The organism is Corynebacterium haematomassiliense, assembly GCF_013978595.1.
Classification (GTDB): Bacteria; Actinomycetota; Actinomycetes; order Mycobacteriales; family Mycobacteriaceae; genus Corynebacterium; species Corynebacterium lehmanniae.
Genome location: NZ_JACDTZ010000001.1, coordinates 182619 through 200324 on the forward strand (window position 1 = coordinate 182619; position 17706 = coordinate 200324).

The window sequence follows — 17706 nt, forward strand, 5'->3', positions numbered from 1 at the left end:
GGTAATGCCGGCGATAGGAAGGAAGATTCGCACATGACTGTGCCCGCAAAGAAGAACTCCTGGCGCGTCGTGGACATCGTCACCGCCGCTGTGCTGGGTGTGGCCTGCGGCCTGCTGTTTTGGGTGTGGAACAGCATTGGCGACGCAGGGTTTAAGGCGCTCGACGCCCTGACTCCGGGCCTGGGCGGTCTGGTTACCGGCATCTGGTTCACTGGCGGTGTGCTCGGTGGCCTGATCATTCGCAAGCCGGGCGCCGCGGTGTTCGTCGAGCTTGTCGCCGCATCCGTTTCTGCGGTACTTGGCAGCCAGTGGGGCATCGAGACGCTTTACTCAGGTCTGGCCCAGGGCTTCGGCGCCGAGCTGATTTTCTTGATCTTTGCCTACCGTCGTTTCGGCCTGTTCACGGCGGTGCTTTCCGGTATCGGCGCTGGTGTCGGCGCGTTCATCCTGGAGCTGTTCCTCACGCCGAACCTCGCGATGAGCCTGCAATTCAACCTAATCTACCTGACCTGCCTGATCATCTCCGGCGCGGTCCTCGCCGGCGTGTTCTCGTACTACCTGGTCAAGGCGCTGGCAAAGACCGGCGCGCTGGACCGCTTCGGCGCCGGCCGCGAGCGCTTCGACCAGGCCGCGTAGATGGCGCCGGTCATCCGCGCCCGGGGGCTGTCCTACCAGCACGCGACGCGCCCTGATCCGGCGTTTTCCGGCGTCGACCTTGACGTCGAGCGCGGCGAGCGCATCCTGATCACCGGCGATTCGGGCTCGGGGAAGTCGACGCTGCTTGCGGTCATCGCAAAGCTTATCGACGACTCCGAGGACGGCAGCCGCACCGGCACCCTGAACGTGGACGGAACCGTCGGCATGGTGCTGCAGGACCCGGAGGCACAGACGATCCTGTCGCGGGTGGGCGACGACGTCGCCTTCGGCGCCGAGAACCTCGGGGTGCCGCGAGAGGAAATCTGGCCGCGGGTGGAGCGCGCCCTCGACGCCGTGGGCCTCGACGTCGCCTTGGACCACCGCACCGCGCACTTATCCGGCGGGCAGAAGCAGCGCCTGGCTTTGGCGGGCGTGATCGCGATGGGCGCGGACATCCTCATCCTGGACGAGCCCACCGCCAACCTGGACCCGCGCGGGCGCGACGAGGTAATCGCCGCGGTGGACCGCGTTTGCCAGCTGACCGACGCCACTTTGATCGTGGTGGAGCACCGCCCGAAGCATTGGGCGCATGTGGTGGACACGTACTACCGCCTGGACCGGACGGGTCTCGCCCGCATCAGCGCTGACGAGCTGCCGGGCGCGCCTGAGCTGCCGCCGTCGAGAAGGGTACCGGCGGGGGTGCCTTCGGCTGTCGCAACACAGGAAGTGCTCACGCGCTTCGGGCCGCTGCGCACGATGCGCGCGCCGGAGGGGTACTCCACCGTGATCACCGGCGAGAACGGCTCCGGCAAGACCACGCTGGTGCAGGTGCTGGCGGGGCTGACCCCGCCGGAAGAAGGCCAGGTGGAGTACTCGGAGACCATCCGGCAGGGGCTGACCGCACCGTCGATCAAGTGGTCGTCGAAGGATCTGGCCAGCCGCATCGGGTATGTGTTCCAAGAGCCGGAGCACCAGTTCGTCACCGCCACCGTGCGCGAGGAGATGGCGCTGTCCGGCGCGCCGCAGGAACGTATCGACGACCTGCTGCGCCGACTGCGCCTGGAGCACTTAGTGGACGCGAACCCGTTTACCCTCTCCGGGGGCGAAAAGCGGCGCCTGTCCGTGGCCACCGCGCTGGTCAACGCCCCGCAGCTGCTCATTTTGGACGAGCCCACGTTCGGCCAGGACGACCGCACTTTCGTCGAGCTCGTCGGCCTGATCCGCGAATTGACGGAGCAGGGCGTGACCGTCATGTCCATCACCCACGACGAGGCGTTCATCGCCTCGCTGGGCGACCACATCGTAGAGATCGTCGCCGGAGGTGACCGATGAACCTGCTGCGCGACATCAACCCCGTCACCCGCATCCTCGGCCTGGTGCTTCTGACCACGCCGCTGATGTTCACCATCGACTGGGTCTCCGCCACCTTCGTCCTCGCGTTCACGCTGCTCATGGTGCCGGTGTGCGGGCTGGGCTACGGCCGCTTCGCCAAACGCGCACTGCCGATCCTGCTTATCGCGCCGCTGGCGGGCATCCCCATGGCGCTCTACGGCCAGGCGGGCGGGGAGACGTACCTCGAGTGGGGGCTGGTGCACGTCACCGAGCTGTCGGTTTCTTTGGCGTGGGCGGTGGTGCTGCGAGTGCTCGCCATCGCGCTGCCGGTGGTGCTGCTGTCCGCGGACGTGGACCCGACCGACCTCGGCGACGGGCTCGCCCAAGTGCTGCACCTGCCGGAACGCTTCGTCATCGGCACCGTCGCGGCACTTCGCATGCTCACCCTGCTTCGCGACGACCTCGACGCCATGCGCCGCTCCCGCCGCGCCCGCGGCATCGCCGACCAGGGCAAGATCAAGTACTGGTTCTCCCTGTCCTTTGGCCTGCTTGTGATGTCGCTGCGCCGCGCCGGCAAGCTCGCCACCGCCATGGAGGCCCGCGGCTTCGGCGGGCCCCGAAGGCGCTCCTGGGCGCGCGAATCCAAGCTGCACTCCCGCGACTGGGCGGTCATGGCCGTCTGCCTCGCCGTCGCGCTCGTCGCGCTCGCGCTCGCGTGGGCGACCGGCTACCTGCGCCCGGTGTGGGCGGTGCGATGACGTACACGCTGCTTATCGACGGCCTCTCGGGCTCCGGCAAAACCACCCTCGCCAACCACATCGGCTGCGTACTGGACATCCAGGTGGTGCACCTGGACGATTTCTACCCCGGCTGGGGCGGGCTTGCCGAGGGCGCCCGCATGGTCGCCGACGCCGTCCTCGACCCGGTGGCACCCGGATTCTGGCGCTGGGACTGGGGGCGGAATGAACGCGCGGAATGGGTGCCGCTCGTGCCCGGCGCGGACCTCGTGGTGGAGGGGGTGGGGGCGGTGACGGAGGCGTCGATAAGCAAGGCGAAAGCACGCGGGGAAGTGGACACGCTGCGGGTTGTCGCGGCCGAAGAGATGCGAAAAGCCCGGGCCCTGAAGCGGGACCCGGGCTACGCACCCTGGTGGGACATGTGGGCCGAGCAGGAGAAGCTCCTGCCCACACTCCCGGTGGACGTGGAGGTTAGGAGGGTGTGACCTCCTCGGGCTTGTATACCGTGCGCTCGCGCGCACGCTCGGCGTCCGGATCTGGGATCGGGATCGCCGACAGCAGCGCCTTGGTGTAGGGGTGCTGTGGGTTGTCGAAGACGTCGTCCGTCTCGCCGAACTCCACGAAGTCGCCCTTGTACATCACCGCCACGCGGTCCGACAGGTGGCGCACCACCGACAAGTCGTGCGCGACGAACAGGTAGGACAGGCCGAGCTTGCGCTTCAGTGAATCCAGCAGGTTGATCACGCCCGCCTGGATGGACACGTCCAGCGCAGAGACCGGCTCATCCAGCACGATCACCGACGGGTTCGTCGCAAGGGCGCGGGCGATGCCGATGCGCTGACGCTGGCCACCCGAGAAGTGGCCGGGGAAGCGGTCCAGCTGCTTCGCGTCCAATCCCACGGTGCGCATCAGCTCGGAGATGCGGGCGTCCTTGTCGCCCTCGTAGCCGAGCGCGTCCAGCGGCTCCTGAATGATCTCTTTGACCGTCATGCGCGGGTTGAGCGAGCTCATCGGGTCCTGGAAGACCATCTGGATGTTCTTGCGGGCCTCGCGGCGCTGCGCGGTGTTCATCTTCGCCGCGTCCTGGCCGCAGATGACGATGCGCGAATCCGGCTCCGGCTCGAGGTTCATAATCTCCAGCAGCGTGGTGGTCTTGCCGGAGCCCGACTCGCCCACAATCGCCATGCACTCGCCGGCGCGCACGTCGAAGGAGATGTTCTTGACCGCGTGGACCGTGCCGATGCGGCGCTTGACCAGCGCGCCCTTGGTCAGGGGGAATTCGCGGTGCAGGTTCTCCACCTCGAGCGTGATCTCCCGGTCCTCGCGCGGGATGCCCGCGTACTTGTTCTCCGGCAGTTTCGGGGCGGGGAAGAGCGGCTTGCCGCTGATCTTGCCCTCCACGATCTCATCGCGGCGGATGCAGGCGACCAGGTGTTCGTCGTCATCGCCCTTGTCCGGGATCAGCGCCGGCTCCTTGGCCAGGCACTCGTCGACTGCGATGGGGCAGCGGGGGGCGAACTGGCAGCGGTCCGCGACGTCGATAAGCATTGGCGGGTTGCCCTCGATGTACGTCAGCGGCTCTGTGGACGGCTGGTCCACGCGCGGGGTGGAGCCCAAAAGACCCACGGAGTACGGCATCTTCGGGTTGCCAAACAGTTCGTGCACCTCGGCGCGCTCCACCGGGCGGCCGCCGTACATCACCAGCACGTCGTCCGCGGTGCCGGCGACGACACCCATGTCGTGGGTGATCATGATGCAGGCGGCGCCGGTTTCGCGCTGGGCTTTCTTGATCACTTCGAGGATCTGCGCCTGGATGGTCACATCGAGCGCGGTGGTCGGCTCGTCGGCGATGAGCACCTTCGGGTTGTTCGCGATCGCAATCGCGATGACGACGCGCTGGCGCATGCCGCCGGAGAACTCGTGCGGGAAGGAGCGCAGGCGCTTCTTCGGCTCCGGGATGCCCACGAGATCGAGCAGCTCCGCGGCGCGGTCCATCGCCTTGGACTTGGAGATGCTGTTGTGCGCCTGGATCGCCTCCACCAGCTGGGTGCCGATGTCGTAGACCGGGGTCAGTGCGGACAGCGGGTCCTGGAAGATCATGCCGATGCCGTTGCCGCGGATCTTGGACATCGCGTTATCGGATTTACCCAGCAGCTCGTCGCCGGCGAACTTCACGGAGCCGGTGACGTTCGCGTACTCGGGGAGCAGACCCATCACGGCGAGCGAGGTGACGGACTTGCCGGAGCCGGACTCGCCCACGATGCCGAGGGTGCGGCCGGGGTAGAGGTCGAAGTCCACGCCGCGCACCGCCCGGACCACGCCTGCTTCCGAGGGGAAGGAGACGTGGAGGTCGCGCACGGACAGCACCGGGTCGCCGGTAGGCGTCGGGGCCGCGCCGCCGAAGCCTGCGCCGCCGGGGTTGTGGATGCTGGTTGTCATGCTGCGGAACCTCCGGAGTTCGAGTTCGGGTCGAGCGCGTCACGCAGGCCATCTGCGATAAACGCCATGGACACGGTGAGCAGGGTCAGGATCAGCGCCGGGAAGTAGAACTGCCACGGGGCGGTGATCAGCGTCGACGTGCCCGTCTGCAAAAGCGTGCCCAGGGACACGTCGGGAAGCTTCACGCCCAGGCCGAGGAAGGACAGCGCGGTCTCCGACATGATGGTGGAGACGATGCCCAGCATCAGCTGGATGATCAGCAGCGAGGCGACGTTCGGGATGACGTGGCGCATGATCGTCTTCGGGCGGGAGACACCCATGAACTTCGCGGCGCGCACGTAATCGTTTTCGCGGATGGACAGCGAAAGCGACCAGATCACACGCGCCGAGTACATCCAGCCGAACGCGATGAGCACGACGGTGAGCACCTTCCAATCGCCGCCCGAGCCGGAGACCAGCAGGGCGATGATGAGGAAGGTCGGCACAGCCAGCAGGAAGTGGATGACGGCCAGGATGACCTTTTCCACCCTGCCGCCGTAAAGCGCCGCGCCTGCGCCGATGAGTGCGGAGATGATGGTGGTGGCGATCGACGCCGGCACCGCGATCGTCAGCGAGCGGCCCAGGCCGTGGACGACTTGGGCGAAGAGGTCGTTGCCGGAATCCGTCGTGCCGAACCAGTGCTCTGACGACGGCGGCACGGACAGGTTCAAAAAGTCCGGGTCCTGGTAGTTCCACGGGGTGAGGAACTTGCCGAAGACAGCGAGCAAGACCAGCAGGAAGAAAATGATTAGGCCGAGGACCGCAGCCTTGTTGCGCATGAAGCGGCGGAAGTAGATCTTGGACTTCCGCGTCGCGCGCATCGTCCGCTGGTCGTCGATGCTGTTGCCCTGCTTCGGGATGGGTGGGGGAGTGTCGCGCTCCTCGCTCATCACACCGTCGGCTTGGCGGCCGGTCTCGGAGATGGCGGTGAGGTCGTTCAGCGGCATGTTCGCGTGCATGCCCAGGCTGGTGGAGCTGTGCGCGCGGGGGTCTTTCAGTTTGCGGGATACGCCGCGGGAGGTGTTCGGTGCCATTTCGGTGCTCCTTAGCTCACGCGCACGCGCGGGTCGAGGGCGACGACGATGAGGTCCGCCAGGATGGCGGAGACGGCCGTCATGGCGGCGCCGAACGCGGCCACGACGACGACCCCGTGGACGTCGTTACGCGCAATGGTTTGGATGAAGTACTGGCCCATGCCCTGCCAGGCGAAGATGCGCTCCGTCATCACGGCGCCGGTGAAGATGCCGGGCACGGAGAACGCCACGGAGGTGGCCACCGGGATCAGCGAGGTGCGCAATGCGTGACGACGCACCGCCTTCGCCTTGGTCAACCCCTTCGCGCGAGCGGTGCGCACGTAGTCCGCGTTCAGGTTATCCAGAAGTAGTGTGCGCTGCATGAAGTGGTAGCCGGCGTACGAGATGATCAACAGTGACAGGGTGGGAAGCACCAGGTGTTGGGCGTAGTCCACCATCTTCGCGCCGAAGCCTTCAACACCGGGGGAGGAGGCGCCGGTGACGTAGAAGATGCGCTTGCCGGTCCACTCGTTGACCTTGAGGCCGAACCACACCACGGCGATCGACGCCACAACCACGTGGATGTTCATGGTGATGATCGAGATGCCCTGCCACATGCGGTCCGCCCGCTTGTACTGGCGCGATGCGGTGTATACGCCGAGCGCGACACCGATGATGATGGACAGCAGGGTCGCGAACAGCGTCAGCTGGGCGGAGACCCAGATGCGGTAAGAGACCTGCTCGTTGACCGAGTCGCCGAGCGGGGATTTGCCCCAGTCCCAGCGTGTGAGGATGCCGGTGAGCCAGGTCCACCAGCGCTCAAGGAGCGGGGTGTTGGGGCTCAGGTTCAACGGCTCGAGCAGAGCGTCGATCTGGTCTTCGGGCAAAGGTGGGCGGCGGCCGAAGTAGTTGGCTCGCGGGTCGAGGAAAAAGCTGGCGAGGAAGTAGGTCAGGTTGGTGGCCAAGAAAACGATCAGGCCCCAACTCAGCGTCTTCCTGAGCAGGTATCGAAACATGTGCGCTCTCAGTTCCGGTGTCAGCGGGTGTGCAGGAGGTTATTCGGCGATGCAAGTGCGGAAGCCCGCCCAGCGCTCACGCTGGGCGGGCTCACACTCATCGCGGGTGTTTCACCAGGTTGAAGGTGGGGGGAGTTACTTCGCCCAACCCACGTTCTCGATCGGCAGGACCGCAAAGGAGTTGGCGCCGTAGTTGGCCAGGCCCTTCTGCACGGCCACGATCTCGGGGCCGTTGGCGTACGGCATGATGCCGTACTGCTGCAGGGCTTCCTTCTCCAGCTCGTTGGCGCGCTTGATCTGCTCGTCCGCGTCCGCGATCTGCTGCAGTTCCTCGATCTTCTTGTCCATCTCCGGGGTGCCGGTGGCGGACTTGTTCAGCTCGGAGTCGGAGGCGTAGATCTGGCCGAAGTACGCCACGCCGAACGGGTCGGAAGAGTTGAAGCCGGACATGAACAGGTCGAAGTCGCGCTCAGCGGTGACCTTGGAGAAGTCGGATCTCGGGCGCTCCTCCACCTGGACGTCGATGCCGATGTTGCGCAGCATCGCCTGGATGGCGGAGGTGGTGGCCTGCACCATCGGGGAGTCGCCGAGGGTGACGTAGCGGATGGACAGCGGGTTCGCCTCGTCGTAGCCGGCCTCCTTCAGCAGCTCCTTGGCCTTCTCCGGGTCGTACTGGACTACTTCGCCGAAGTTGTCCTCGTAGCCGTCCTGGGTCTGGAAGAGGTTGAACGAGCCCGGCAGGTCCTCCTCGTAACCCAGGCCCTGGAAGCGGATGGCGGCGAGCTGCTCGCGGTCCACACCGCGCATGATCGCCTCGCGCACCTTGATGTCCTCCAGGCCCGGGGCGGTGGAGTTGATGGTCATGAGGAAGGTGGACGGGCGCAGCGCGGTGCGGATCTCCACCGCATCGCCCATCTCCTTCGCGGTGGCCAGGCGGTCGCGGGTGCCCACGCCGGTGGCGTCGAGCTCACCTGCGCGGAAGGCGTTCAGGGACGCCTGGTCTTCCATCTGGCGGTAGGTGATCTTGTCCAGCTTCGGCTTTTCACCCCACCAGTTCTCGTTGGGCACGAAGGTCGCGGTGCCGCCTTCGAAGTCCACGTTTTCCACCTTGAACGGGCCTGCGCCCCACTCGGGGTGGACCTGCTTGAGGTAGGCGTTCATGAAGGTATCCGCGTCCTTGACCTGCGGTGGGACCAGGGAGTCGAAGAGGCCTTCCCACCACGGGTACGCCTGCTTGAAGGTGACCACTGCCTGCTTGTCGTCCTCGCCGCGTTCGACGGATTCGATCAGCTCGTAGCCGTCGGTGGAGTTGACCTGCACGTCCGGGTTGGTGCCGTTGTTGAACTTCCAGGTGTTCTCGTAGGCGGTCCAGTCGATCGGGGTGCCGTCGTTGTAGTTGGCCTCCGGGTTGATGGTGTAGGTGACCACGGTCTTGCCGTCGACAACCTCGTCCTTCACATCGGTGAGGTACGCCGGGTTCGGGTGGTAGGTGCCGTCACCGTCGAAAAGCGAAAGCACCGGGTTGTACTTCGTCCACAGTGAGCGGGTGTAGAGGTTCATGTTCGCGTGGAACATGTTCTGCTGCTCGGCGATCTCGGTGATCGCGAGCGTGAGCTCGCCGCCATCCTGGATCTGGTCGCGCTCGAGCGGGTTGTAGTCGCCCGCGGCGTTGACTTCGAGCTTTTCGCCGTTGTCACCGGACGTCTCAGCCTGGGTGTTCGCGGTGTCCTGGCCACCACCTGCGGCTGTGCCCTCGGAGTTTCCGTCCGAGGAGCAGGAGGCGAGGACGAGGGAGATGGAGGAGAGGCCGGCGAGAGCCGCGACACGGAGACGTTTGCTCATGGTCAGTTCCTTTCGTAGGTCGTCCGTCCGCAGATTGCTTTGCGACGGTTGCCCAAGGCGGGCAATGGTGCCGGAGAAACTTCCGGCGGCCCCTGCACACGGTTCGTACAGCACCGTTCGGTAGACACCGTCTTGGTAAACACGACGTGAATCAGGTTGAACACAACCTACCGCACGTGTCACCTAGTTCACATTGATTTGGGAAAGTATTTTGCGTTTTATGCCCAGCAGTTTTTCAGCCAATCTGAATGATCTGGCAAAAGGGCAGTTCATGCCGGGTGTGACGTGTGAACAGCGAAAGCTGCCGGACTATAGAAAATGTGAATGATATTCACAGAACGCAAAAACCCCATCCACCGTGGCGGTGGATGGGGTGAACGCGAGGTAAATTACCCGACCGGTGTCAGCTCCACATTGTCGGCCCACGTCAGTTCGATGCCCTGAGCACGTAGCCACTCCATGGCGTCGTCGCCGTGGCGGGTGATGCCTTCGACGGCGGCCAGCGTGACGTCGATAGCCTTCTCCGCGTCCTCGGCGGTGATGTAGCCGGCAGACGTGGCGGCGGCGAGCTCGTCGATGTCCAGTACGTCGATCGGGTTGCCGGTCAGCGACACCAGGTCCACGTAGAGGTCCCGGGTACTCCACACCTCGCCGTCGACGTCGATGTCGGCGACGTCGAAGTAGAAGTCCTGCGCGCGCTCCGCCCCCTCGCGGTAGTGGAAGATGTTGGCGCGAAGTCCCAGCTCCGGAAGCAGCCAGCTCTCCAGGTAGCCGAACTCCGGGTGGTCGGCGCCGCGGCCCATGTACAGGCCGAAGTCGGTGACGTGGAACGTGTCCACCTCGCGCAGAAACCCCTTCGGGTCGGTGTTGATGTTCGCTGCGGTGTCGAACGTCTCCTGCTTCACGGGGTGCAGATCGGCGGCCATTGGTTACCTCACGTCAATAGATGCGGCGGTCGGTGCGAAGGGGCAGAGCTTGTCGACGGTGCGCACACTCCCGTCAACGACTGCCAGAACCCGCCCGGAGCCCGTGTCCGCGGTCGCGGACAGGGTGGCCGGTCCTGTTGGGTTAATCCCGTTATTGCCCAACGGCGTTACGCCGGTGCGGAAATTGCCCAGGTTGATCCAGTACACCTTCATCTGGCCCTGCTCTTTGGCGGCCGCTGGGGTGCCGAGTGCGGTGAAGACGAACGTGGTTTGGCCCGCCTTCGCGCCCGGGGCGGGGGACTGGGTGGGACCTGGCACTGCGATGGCGGAGGCGGTGGAGTGCAGTCCCTCGCCGATGCAGTTGCCGGAGACTGTGGGCCAGTAGAACTGGGTGAACTGTGGGGCGTCGTCAGGCAGTGGCGGGCCGCCGATCTCGTCGCCGCCCGCGTAGAACTGCACCGCGGTGCGCAGTGCGTTGCCCACCTTCGGCGGGACGTGAGGCTGGTCCGCGAACGCGTTCACGCGTGCGACAGTCTCGGGCGTGGGCCTGCCTAGCGGGTCGAGGAAAGAGGACTGCGCAGAAGCGGTGTGCTTAGCGACGCCTCCGGTCACCAACAAACCGGCAGCGCACACCGCCGCAACGACGGTCCTGGAGAGTGAAAGATAGTTGTGCACTTGCGCCACATTAGTCACATCCGTAACAACGTCAAGCGGAACTGGGATATTACTGTGGGAATCGTGCGCGCGCAGGCTGCGGTTCGCTGGCGGGATAATGCGATTCAGCGCAGGCGGGAGTATCGTTTAGGCGTTATTTCCGCCAACGCAAAGGACCTATCTCTGTGTCGCACCCTGAATTTCGCAACGTAGCCATCGTCGCCCACGTCGACCACGGTAAAACCACCCTGGTCAACGCCATGCTGGAGCAGTCCGGCGTGTTCGGCGACCACGGCGAACACGGCGACCGCGTGATGGACTCCGGCGAGCTCGAGTCCGAGCGCGGCATCACCATTTTGGCCAAGAATACCGCCATCCGCCGCGCCGGCAAGGGCAAGGACGGCGCGGACCTCGTCATCAACGTCATCGACACCCCGGGCCACGCCGACTTCGGCGGCGAGGTCGAGCGCGGCCTGTCCATGGTCGACGGCGTCGTTTTGCTTATCGACGCATCCGAAGGCCCGTTGCCGCAAACCCGCTTCGTCCTCGGCAAGGCACTCGAGGCGAAGAAGCCGGTCATCATCTGCGTGAACAAGACCGACCGCCCGGACGCCCGCATCGACGAGGTCGTCGAGGAAGCCCAGGACCTGCTCCTCGAGCTCGGCGCTGGCCTGGAGGACCCGGAGGCCGCAGAGGCCGCCGAGAACCTGCTCGAGCTGCCGGTGCTCTACACCTCCGGCCGCGCGGGCCGCGCAGGCCTGGAAAACCCGGGCAACGGCAACCTGCCGGACAACGAGGACCTGCAGCCGCTGTTCGACGTCATCTACGACGTGCTGCCGGAGCCGTCCGCTGAGATCGACGCGCCGTTCCAGGCGCAGGTGACCAACCTGGACTCCTCCTCCTTCCTGGGCCGCATCGCGCTGATCCGCGTGTACAAGGGCGCCGTGAAGAAGGGCCAGAATGTCGCTTGGGTCCACTACGACTCCGAGGGCAACCAGCAGGTCAAGAACGTCAAGGTCGCCGAGCTTCTGGTCACCGAGGGCCTGGACCGAGTGCCGGCCACCGGCGACGTGGTCGCGGGCGACATCGCCGCTATCTCCGGCGTCGAGGACATCATGATCGGCGACACGCTGTGCGACCCAGAGCACGTCGAACCGCTGCCGCGCATCGCCATCGACGACCCGGCGATCTCCATGACCATCGGCGTGAACACCTCCCCGATGGCCGGCCGCAACGGCGGCGACAAGCTCACCGCCCGCATGGTCAAGGCCCGCCTGGACCAGGAGCTGATCGGTAACGTCTCCATCAAGGTGCTGCCCACCGAACGTCCTGACGCATGGGAGGTGCAGGGCCGCGGCGAGATGGCTCTCACCGTGCTCATCGAGACGATGCGCCGCGAGGGCTTCGAGCTGACCGTGGGCAAGCCGCAGGTGGTGACCAAGGAGGTCGACGGCAAGACCTACGAGCCGTACGACCACATGATCATCGACGTGCCCGCCGAGCACCAGGGCGCCGTCACCCAGCTTATGGCCAGCCGGAAAGGCCAGATGACCTCGATGGGCAACGCCGGCTCCGGCGACTGGGTGCGCATGGAGTTCGACGTGCCGTCGCGAGGCTTGATTGGCTTCCGCACCACCTTCCTCACCGAGACCCGCGGTGCCGGCATCGCTAACTCGTACTCCATCGAGCACCGCCCGTGGGCGGGCGAGATCAAGGGCCGCCCGACCGGCTCCCTGGTCGCCGACCGCTCCGGCCAGGTCACCGCCTACGCCCTGCAGCAGCTGGCAGACCGCGGCGACTTCTTCGTCGAGCCCGGCGCGGAAACCTACGAGGGCATGGTCGTCGGCGCGAACTCCCGCGACGAAGACATGGACATCAACATCACCAAGGAAAAGAAGCTTACCAACATGCGCTCCGCCACCGCGGACGCCACGGTCACGCTGCAGAAGGCCCGCACCCTCTCCCTGGATGAGGCCATCGAGTTCTGCGACGACGACGAGTGCGTCGAGGTCGCCCCCGAGGCGATGCGCGTGCGCAAGATCATCCTCAACGCCACCGAGCGCGGCCGCGCCCGCTCCCGCGCGAAGCAGAAGAACAGCTAGCCTGTTCTTCCATGCACCCAAGTAGAACGCGCCGCCCAGCCACCCGTGCTGCGGCGGCGTTTTCCGTGCTCTGCCTCGCGGCGTCCTGCGCGGCCGACCCGGGCCCGCCACCGCTGGTGGAGCCGCAGGACCGCCCGGATGCCGTCTCCGAGCACGACGCCGATAACGGCGGCTCAGACCACGCTAACGGCGCAAACAACGCCGAGGAGCAGGGCACCAACCAAGAACCCGCCAATGGACGTCCGCAGGCACAGCTCGGCGTCGACCCCGTACGCGCGGGGTTCAACCCGCACTTGGTCGGCGACGAGTCCGCCGTCGTGCGCGGCATCGCCGACCTCGTCCTGCCCAGCGCGTTCCAGGCGGACGGCACGAAGGACCCGAACCTGCTTGTCGGGGCGTCGGTGCTGCCGACGTCGCCGGACGCGTTCACGGTGCGCTACGTCATCTCGCCGAACGCGCAGTGGTCCGACGGCACCCCGATCACCGGCTCGGACTTCGCCTACCTGTGGCGCGGAATGACACAAACCGCCGGTGTGGTGGACCCGGCCGCGTACCGCGCGGTGTCCAACGTGCGCGTTAGCGGGCCCGGCGGGAAGGTCGTGGACGTGGATTTCGCGCAGCCGGTGGGGGACTGGCGGGTGCTGTTCCGCCACCTGTTGCCGTCGCACTTGCTTGCCGCGGACGCCGCCGACTTCGCCTACGCGCTGCGCAACACGGTGCCTGCATCGGCCGGCCGTTACCTGGTGCGCAGCGTGGACCGGGCGCACGGAACCGTCACGCTGAACCGCAACGACAGGTTCTGGGGCCCGGACCCGGCGCCGATCGACATCCTCACCCTCGCCGCGGCGCGCGACACCACCCAGGTGGCGGACCAGCTGCGCAGCGGACAGCTCGCGTTCGTGGACATGGTGCCGCAGGACACCAGCGCGGATGTGCTCGGGCTGATCCCGGACGTGGACACCCGCACGTTCCCGGGCGACCGCACCTTGGGCGTCACACTGTCCGCCACCAGCGGGCTTTCGGCGCAGGCGCGCGCGGAGGTGCGTTCGCTTATCGACGTCCCCCTGCTCGCCCACATCGCCGCCCGGCGCAGCACCAACGTGGATGCCGCGGCCCCGACCGACCCTGGTTCGCTGGCGCTGCTTCACGCCCTCGCCGCCGACGGCAAGGTGTTGCGCGTCGCCGCGGACGCGGCTGACCCGGCCGCCAGCTCTGCCGCGCGCTCGCTGGTGGATGTGCTCAACAACGCGGATGTGCCCGCCCGCATCGTGGCCAACGAGTTGCCCGCCATCGCCGCGCGCGGCCTGCCAGCGGGCGAGGTGGACATCGTGGTGCATTGGCGCAACGACGGCGATTTCGCAGACGCCCCCGCGAACACACTGGCCAGCCGCATCGCCTGCCCTGCAGAAACCGGCCGCGCTGGCAACCTCGCGGGCTTCTGCTCTGTCGCCGGCGACGAGCTGGCACGCGCCATCCTCGCCGGCGACATCCCGCCAGAAATAGCCGCCGAACGTGTCGCGGCGATCGAGCACCGAGAAGCGCTCTGGGTGCCCCTGCTGCGCGAGACCCGTCTGGCCGCCACCGCGGGCGGGGTGCGCGCGGCGGGCACGCAGCCGGGGCAGTGGCCCGGCGGGCTGTCGTCCGCGGGCGCGTGGACGCTGGCCGATACAGTGGGGCGGCGAACAAAAATACAGGAGGTTCCATGACCGATAGAGACCTTTCTGGCTACCGCGTTGTAGCCGTGCACGCCCACCCGGACGACGAGGCGATCACCACCGCCGGCGCGCTCGCAGACCTGTCGGCACGCGGCGCGGACGTGCTGGTGGTCACCTGCACCCTTGGCGAGGAGGGCGAGGTCATCGGCGAGCCCTACCAGCACCTTGTCGCCGACGAGGCGGACCAGCTCGGCGGGTTCCGCATCCAGGAGCTGCAGCGCTCCCTCAACGCGATCGGCGCGCGCGGGCAGTTCCTCGGTGGCGCCGGTTGCTTCCGCGACTCCGGCATGGCGGGATCGCCGGCGAGTAAAAATCCGCGGGCGTTTGTGAATTCGGGTGACGTGGCCGTCGAGAAGCTTGCTGCCATCTTCGACGCGGAAAAGCCGCACCTTGTGCTCACCTACGGCCCCGACGGCGGCTACGGCCACCCGGACCACATCCGCGCCCACGAGATCACCCACGCCGCCGCCGAGCGCGTCGGAGTCCCGCGCATCATGTGGGCGGTGCGCCTCGCCGAGGAGACCGCCGCGCTCATGCCCGCCGAGGCGCCCGAGGGCTGGCGCCTGCCCGACGACGGTGAGCTCGACGGCGTGGACACCTCCGACGTCCGCGTCGAGCTCAACGACGCCGCCTACAGCGCCAAGGTCGAAGCGATGCGCGCCCACGCCACCCAGCTGTGGATCGCGGACGGGCGCACCACCGACGTCAACCCCCACGCCGCGCTCGCCGCCGGCCCGGTGGTCTACTACGCGCTGTCGAACCTGATCATCCAGCCGATCCAGCGCGTCGAGCACTACCAACTGGGCGCGGGGCTTCCGCTTGACGACGGCGCTTCGCTGCTCACCGGGATCGCCCGATGACACGACCCGCAGTGCGCGACGACTTCTCCCGGGGCGAAGCGATCGCCGGGCTGGTGTGGCTCAGCGTCGGCGCGCTCGTCTCGCTCGTGTTGGAGGTGGTCTACCTCAACTGGATCTGGGCGGTTGTCGCGCTGTCGTTCAACGCGGTGCTGACGAAGACGGCACGGTTGTGGTCGGAGACCTGGGCGCTCGCGCCGCTGGGGGTGTGGGGCTGCGCGTTTTTCATTTCACTGGCCGTACTCCCGCCAACTGGCTGGTCGTTGATGCTATTTGTTGCCGGCATAGTGGGTGGCGTTTGGCCCATGATTCGTTCGAAGTGACATACTGTTGCCATGACTTACGTGATTGCTCAACCGTGCGTCGACATCATGGACCGCAGCTGCGTTGAAGAATGCCCCGTTGATTGCATCTACGAGGGCAAGCGCATGCTTTACATCCACCCCGACGAGTGCGTCGACTGCGGCGCCTGTGAACCTGCATGCCCGGTCGAGGCCATCTTCTACGAGGACGACACCCCCGACGAGTGGAGCGAGTACTACGACGTCAACGTCGGCTTCTTCGACGAGCTCGGCTCCCCGGGCGGCGCGGCCAAGACCGGCCCGCAGGACTTCGACCACCCGTTCGTGGCCGCCCTGCCGCCGCAGAACCAGGACTAGGCCGTTGGCTCGCACTCCACTCGGATCGCGGCTGCCGGACTTCCCCTGGGACACCATCGCGGACGTGCGCGAGCGCGCCGCCGCGCACGACGGCGGGCTGATCGACCTGTCCGTCGGCGGCCCCGTCGACCCGGTCGCCCCGTCGATCCAGCTCGCGCTGACCGAGGCCGCCGCGGCCCCCGGCTACCCGCAGACCGCCGGCACGCCCGAGCTGCGCGCCACCATCGTCTCTTCGCTTGAGCGCCGCTTCGGCATCGCCGGGCTGAACGAGCGCTCTGTGCTGCCCGTGATCGGCCTGAAGGAGGCCGTGGCGTGGCTGCCCACGCTGCTCGGTCTGCGCGGCGAGAAAGTGGTCATCCCTGAGGTCGCGTACCCCACCTACGAGGTCGGCGCGCTCGTGGCCGGCTGCGAGGTCGTGCGTTGCGACGACCCCGCGGCCGCGCCCCGCGACGCCGCCTTGGTGTTCGTCAACTCCCCGTCGAACCCGACCGGGGCAGTGGCGACCGCGGACGAGCTGCGCGCCTGGGTGGAGTTCTCCCGCGACACCGGCGCGATTATCGCCTCCGACGAGTGCTACCTCTACCTCGGCTGGTCCGCCGAGCCGGTGTCCATCCTGCACCCGTCCGTCACCGACGGCGACAACACCGGGCTGCTCGCGCTGCACTCGCTGTCGAAGACATCCAACCTGGCGTCCTACCGCGCCGGCACCATCTCCGGCGACGAGGAGCTCGTGCAGGAACTGCTGCTCGTGCGCAAGCACTCCGGTCTCATCGTGCCCGGCCCCATCCAGGCCGCCATGGTCGCCGCCCTCGGCGACGACATGCACGAGGAAATGCAGCGTTCCGCCTACGCCATGCGCCGCGTCGAACTCATGAAGGCGCTGCCGGAGGCGGGCTTTACTATCGACGACTCTGATGCCGGGTTGTACCTTTGGTGCCGTCGAGAAGCAATGAGCTCCCGCGAAACGCTGGACTGGCTCGCAGACCGCGGCATCCTCGCAGCCCCTGGCCACTTCTACGGGCCGGCCGGCGCGAACCACGTGCGCATCTCGCTGACCGCCACCGACGAACGCATCGCCGAAGCCGCCAAGCGCCTGGTTTCTTAACTTCGACCTCCCGGGACTACACTTACGTAAGTTTTGCGTACTTTTTCGAGGAGGTTGTCCGTGACGCACGAGCACGCCGCCGCACCAGCCGGCGGGAGCACAGCGGTGCGATTCGTCGCCGGGCTGCGCCAATTCCTGCGCTTCGGCATCGTCGGCGGCTCCGGCGTGCTGGTGAACTTCGTCGTGTTCTACCTGGCCAACAAGGCCCTGGAAAACGGCCTGGACCTTCACGCCAACGACGTGGTCATGCAACTCGGCGCCACCCGCTGGAACGTGCGCTGGTACCACGTGTTGTCCACGCTCGCGTTCCTGTTGGCGAACACCTGGAACTACCAGCTCAACCGCTCCTGGACCTTCCGCGGCGTGCACGGGCGCTCCTGGCTGCGCGGCTTCTTCCCGTTCTTGGCCACCGGCGCGCTCGCGTTCGCCGTGTCGCTGACGTGCATGACGCTTTTGATGAACCCCACCACGCCGATCGGCCTGCCGGACCACATCTTCGACGATTCCTCCGGACTGCGCACCAAGTCCTACTGGGCACAAGCCATTTCGACGTTCATTGCCATGCCGGTGAACTTCATCATCAACAAATTCTGGACCTTCGGAAAGCCAAAATCGTCCGTCTAGCTGGGGATTG

General features: G+C 66.6%; 17 protein-coding genes. 11 read left to right on the forward strand and 6 right to left on the reverse strand.

What is annotated here, in order from left to right; genetic code table 11:
• The first annotated feature begins 33 nt into the window (after positions 1 to 33).
• From H0193_RS00930 to H0193_RS00945, 4 genes are read left to right on the forward strand one after another with little or no spacing between them, the layout of a single operon-like run.
• The gene (locus H0193_RS00930; protein ID WP_181888153.1) at positions 34 to 636 is read left to right on the forward strand and encodes an ECF transporter S component; all 603 of its coding nucleotides are present in this window, start codon (positions 34 to 36) and stop codon (positions 634 to 636) included.
• Complete coding sequence (locus tag H0193_RS00935) at positions 637 to 1968, forward strand: ABC transporter ATP-binding protein (RefSeq protein WP_181888154.1); 1332 nt, start codon at positions 637 to 639, stop codon at positions 1966 to 1968. It begins immediately after the preceding gene.
• Entirely contained in the window at positions 1965 to 2726 is a 762-nt protein-coding gene (locus H0193_RS00940; RefSeq protein ID WP_181888155.1) for an energy-coupling factor transporter transmembrane component T family protein, read from the forward strand. The genes H0193_RS00935 and H0193_RS00940 overlap by 4 nt, the downstream gene beginning before the upstream one ends.
• On the forward strand, positions 2723 to 3190 hold the full coding sequence (locus H0193_RS00945; protein ID WP_181888156.1) for a nucleoside/nucleotide kinase family protein: 468 nt from the start codon (positions 2723 to 2725) through the stop codon (positions 3188 to 3190). The genes H0193_RS00940 and H0193_RS00945 overlap by 4 nt, the downstream gene beginning before the upstream one ends.
• Here the strand turns inward: H0193_RS00945 and H0193_RS00950 are convergent.
• The 6 genes from H0193_RS00950 to H0193_RS00975 form a co-directional block, all read right to left on the reverse strand.
• On the reverse strand, positions 3177 to 5144 hold the full coding sequence (locus H0193_RS00950) for an ABC transporter ATP-binding protein (protein ID WP_181888157.1): 1968 nt from the start codon (positions 5142 to 5144) through the stop codon (positions 3177 to 3179). The genes H0193_RS00945 and H0193_RS00950 overlap by 14 nt on opposite strands.
• Positions 5141 to 6142 carry an ABC transporter permease gene (locus H0193_RS00955; protein WP_420838850.1) on the reverse strand — a complete coding sequence of 334 codons (1002 nt, stop codon included), beginning with the start codon at positions 6140 to 6142 and terminating at the stop codon, positions 5141 to 5143. Before H0193_RS00955 ends, H0193_RS00950 begins: the two co-directional genes overlap by 4 nt.
• An 86-nt stretch (positions 6143 to 6228) precedes the next feature.
• Positions 6229 to 7212 carry an ABC transporter permease gene (locus tag H0193_RS00960; protein WP_181888158.1) on the reverse strand — a complete coding sequence of 328 codons (984 nt, stop codon included), beginning with the start codon at positions 7210 to 7212 and terminating at the stop codon, positions 6229 to 6231.
• 135 nt (positions 7213 to 7347) lie between these two features.
• Positions 7348 to 9054 (reverse strand): ABC transporter family substrate-binding protein, encoded by a 1707-nt coding sequence (locus H0193_RS00965; protein ID WP_181888159.1) that lies wholly within the window; start codon positions 9052 to 9054, stop codon positions 7348 to 7350.
• Between the two features lie 389 nt (positions 9055 to 9443).
• Positions 9444 to 9980: a ribonuclease FAU-1 family protein gene (locus tag H0193_RS00970; RefSeq protein ID WP_181888160.1), complete on the reverse strand. Its 537-nt coding sequence runs from the start codon at positions 9978 to 9980 to the stop codon at positions 9444 to 9446.
• 3 nt (positions 9981 to 9983) lie between these two features.
• Positions 9984 to 10655 carry an Rv1157c family protein gene (locus tag H0193_RS00975; RefSeq protein WP_181888161.1) on the reverse strand — a complete coding sequence of 224 codons (672 nt, stop codon included), beginning with the start codon at positions 10653 to 10655 and terminating at the stop codon, positions 9984 to 9986.
• A 164-nt stretch (positions 10656 to 10819) separates the two neighbouring features.
• Here H0193_RS00975 and typA point away from each other — a divergent pair, with 164 nt between their 5' ends.
• Genes typA through H0193_RS01010 form a run of 7 tightly spaced genes read left to right on the forward strand, consistent with a single transcriptional unit; the run spans position 10820 to position 17696 of the window.
• Positions 10820 to 12736, forward strand: coding sequence for a translational GTPase TypA (gene typA / locus H0193_RS00980; protein ID WP_181888162.1), 1917 nt, complete (start codon positions 10820 to 10822; stop codon positions 12734 to 12736).
• Between the two features lie 11 nt (positions 12737 to 12747).
• Positions 12748 to 14442, forward strand: coding sequence for an ABC transporter substrate-binding protein (locus tag H0193_RS00985; protein WP_181888163.1), 1695 nt, complete (start codon positions 12748 to 12750; stop codon positions 14440 to 14442).
• Complete coding sequence (mshB, locus tag H0193_RS00990; RefSeq protein WP_181888164.1) at positions 14439 to 15311, forward strand: N-acetyl-1-D-myo-inositol-2-amino-2-deoxy-alpha-D-glucopyranoside deacetylase; 873 nt, start codon at positions 14439 to 14441, stop codon at positions 15309 to 15311. Before H0193_RS00985 ends, mshB begins: the two co-directional genes overlap by 4 nt.
• Positions 15308 to 15631 carry a hypothetical protein gene (locus H0193_RS00995; protein ID WP_181888165.1) on the forward strand — a complete coding sequence of 108 codons (324 nt, stop codon included), beginning with the start codon at positions 15308 to 15310 and terminating at the stop codon, positions 15629 to 15631. The genes mshB and H0193_RS00995 overlap by 4 nt, the downstream gene beginning before the upstream one ends.
• 12 nt (positions 15632 to 15643) lie before the next feature.
• Positions 15644 to 15967, forward strand: a complete 324-nt coding sequence (gene fdxA / locus H0193_RS01000) for a ferredoxin (protein ID WP_115686340.1) — start codon at positions 15644 to 15646, stop codon at positions 15965 to 15967.
• Between the two features lie 4 nt (positions 15968 to 15971).
• Positions 15972 to 17072, forward strand: coding sequence for a succinyldiaminopimelate transaminase (dapC, locus tag H0193_RS01005; RefSeq protein ID WP_181888166.1), 1101 nt, complete (start codon positions 15972 to 15974; stop codon positions 17070 to 17072).
• A 60-nt stretch (positions 17073 to 17132) separates the two neighbouring features.
• Positions 17133 to 17696 (forward strand): GtrA family protein, encoded by a 564-nt coding sequence (locus H0193_RS01010; RefSeq protein ID WP_269952199.1) that lies wholly within the window; start codon positions 17133 to 17135, stop codon positions 17694 to 17696.
• Positions 17697 to 17706 lie beyond the last annotated feature (10 nt).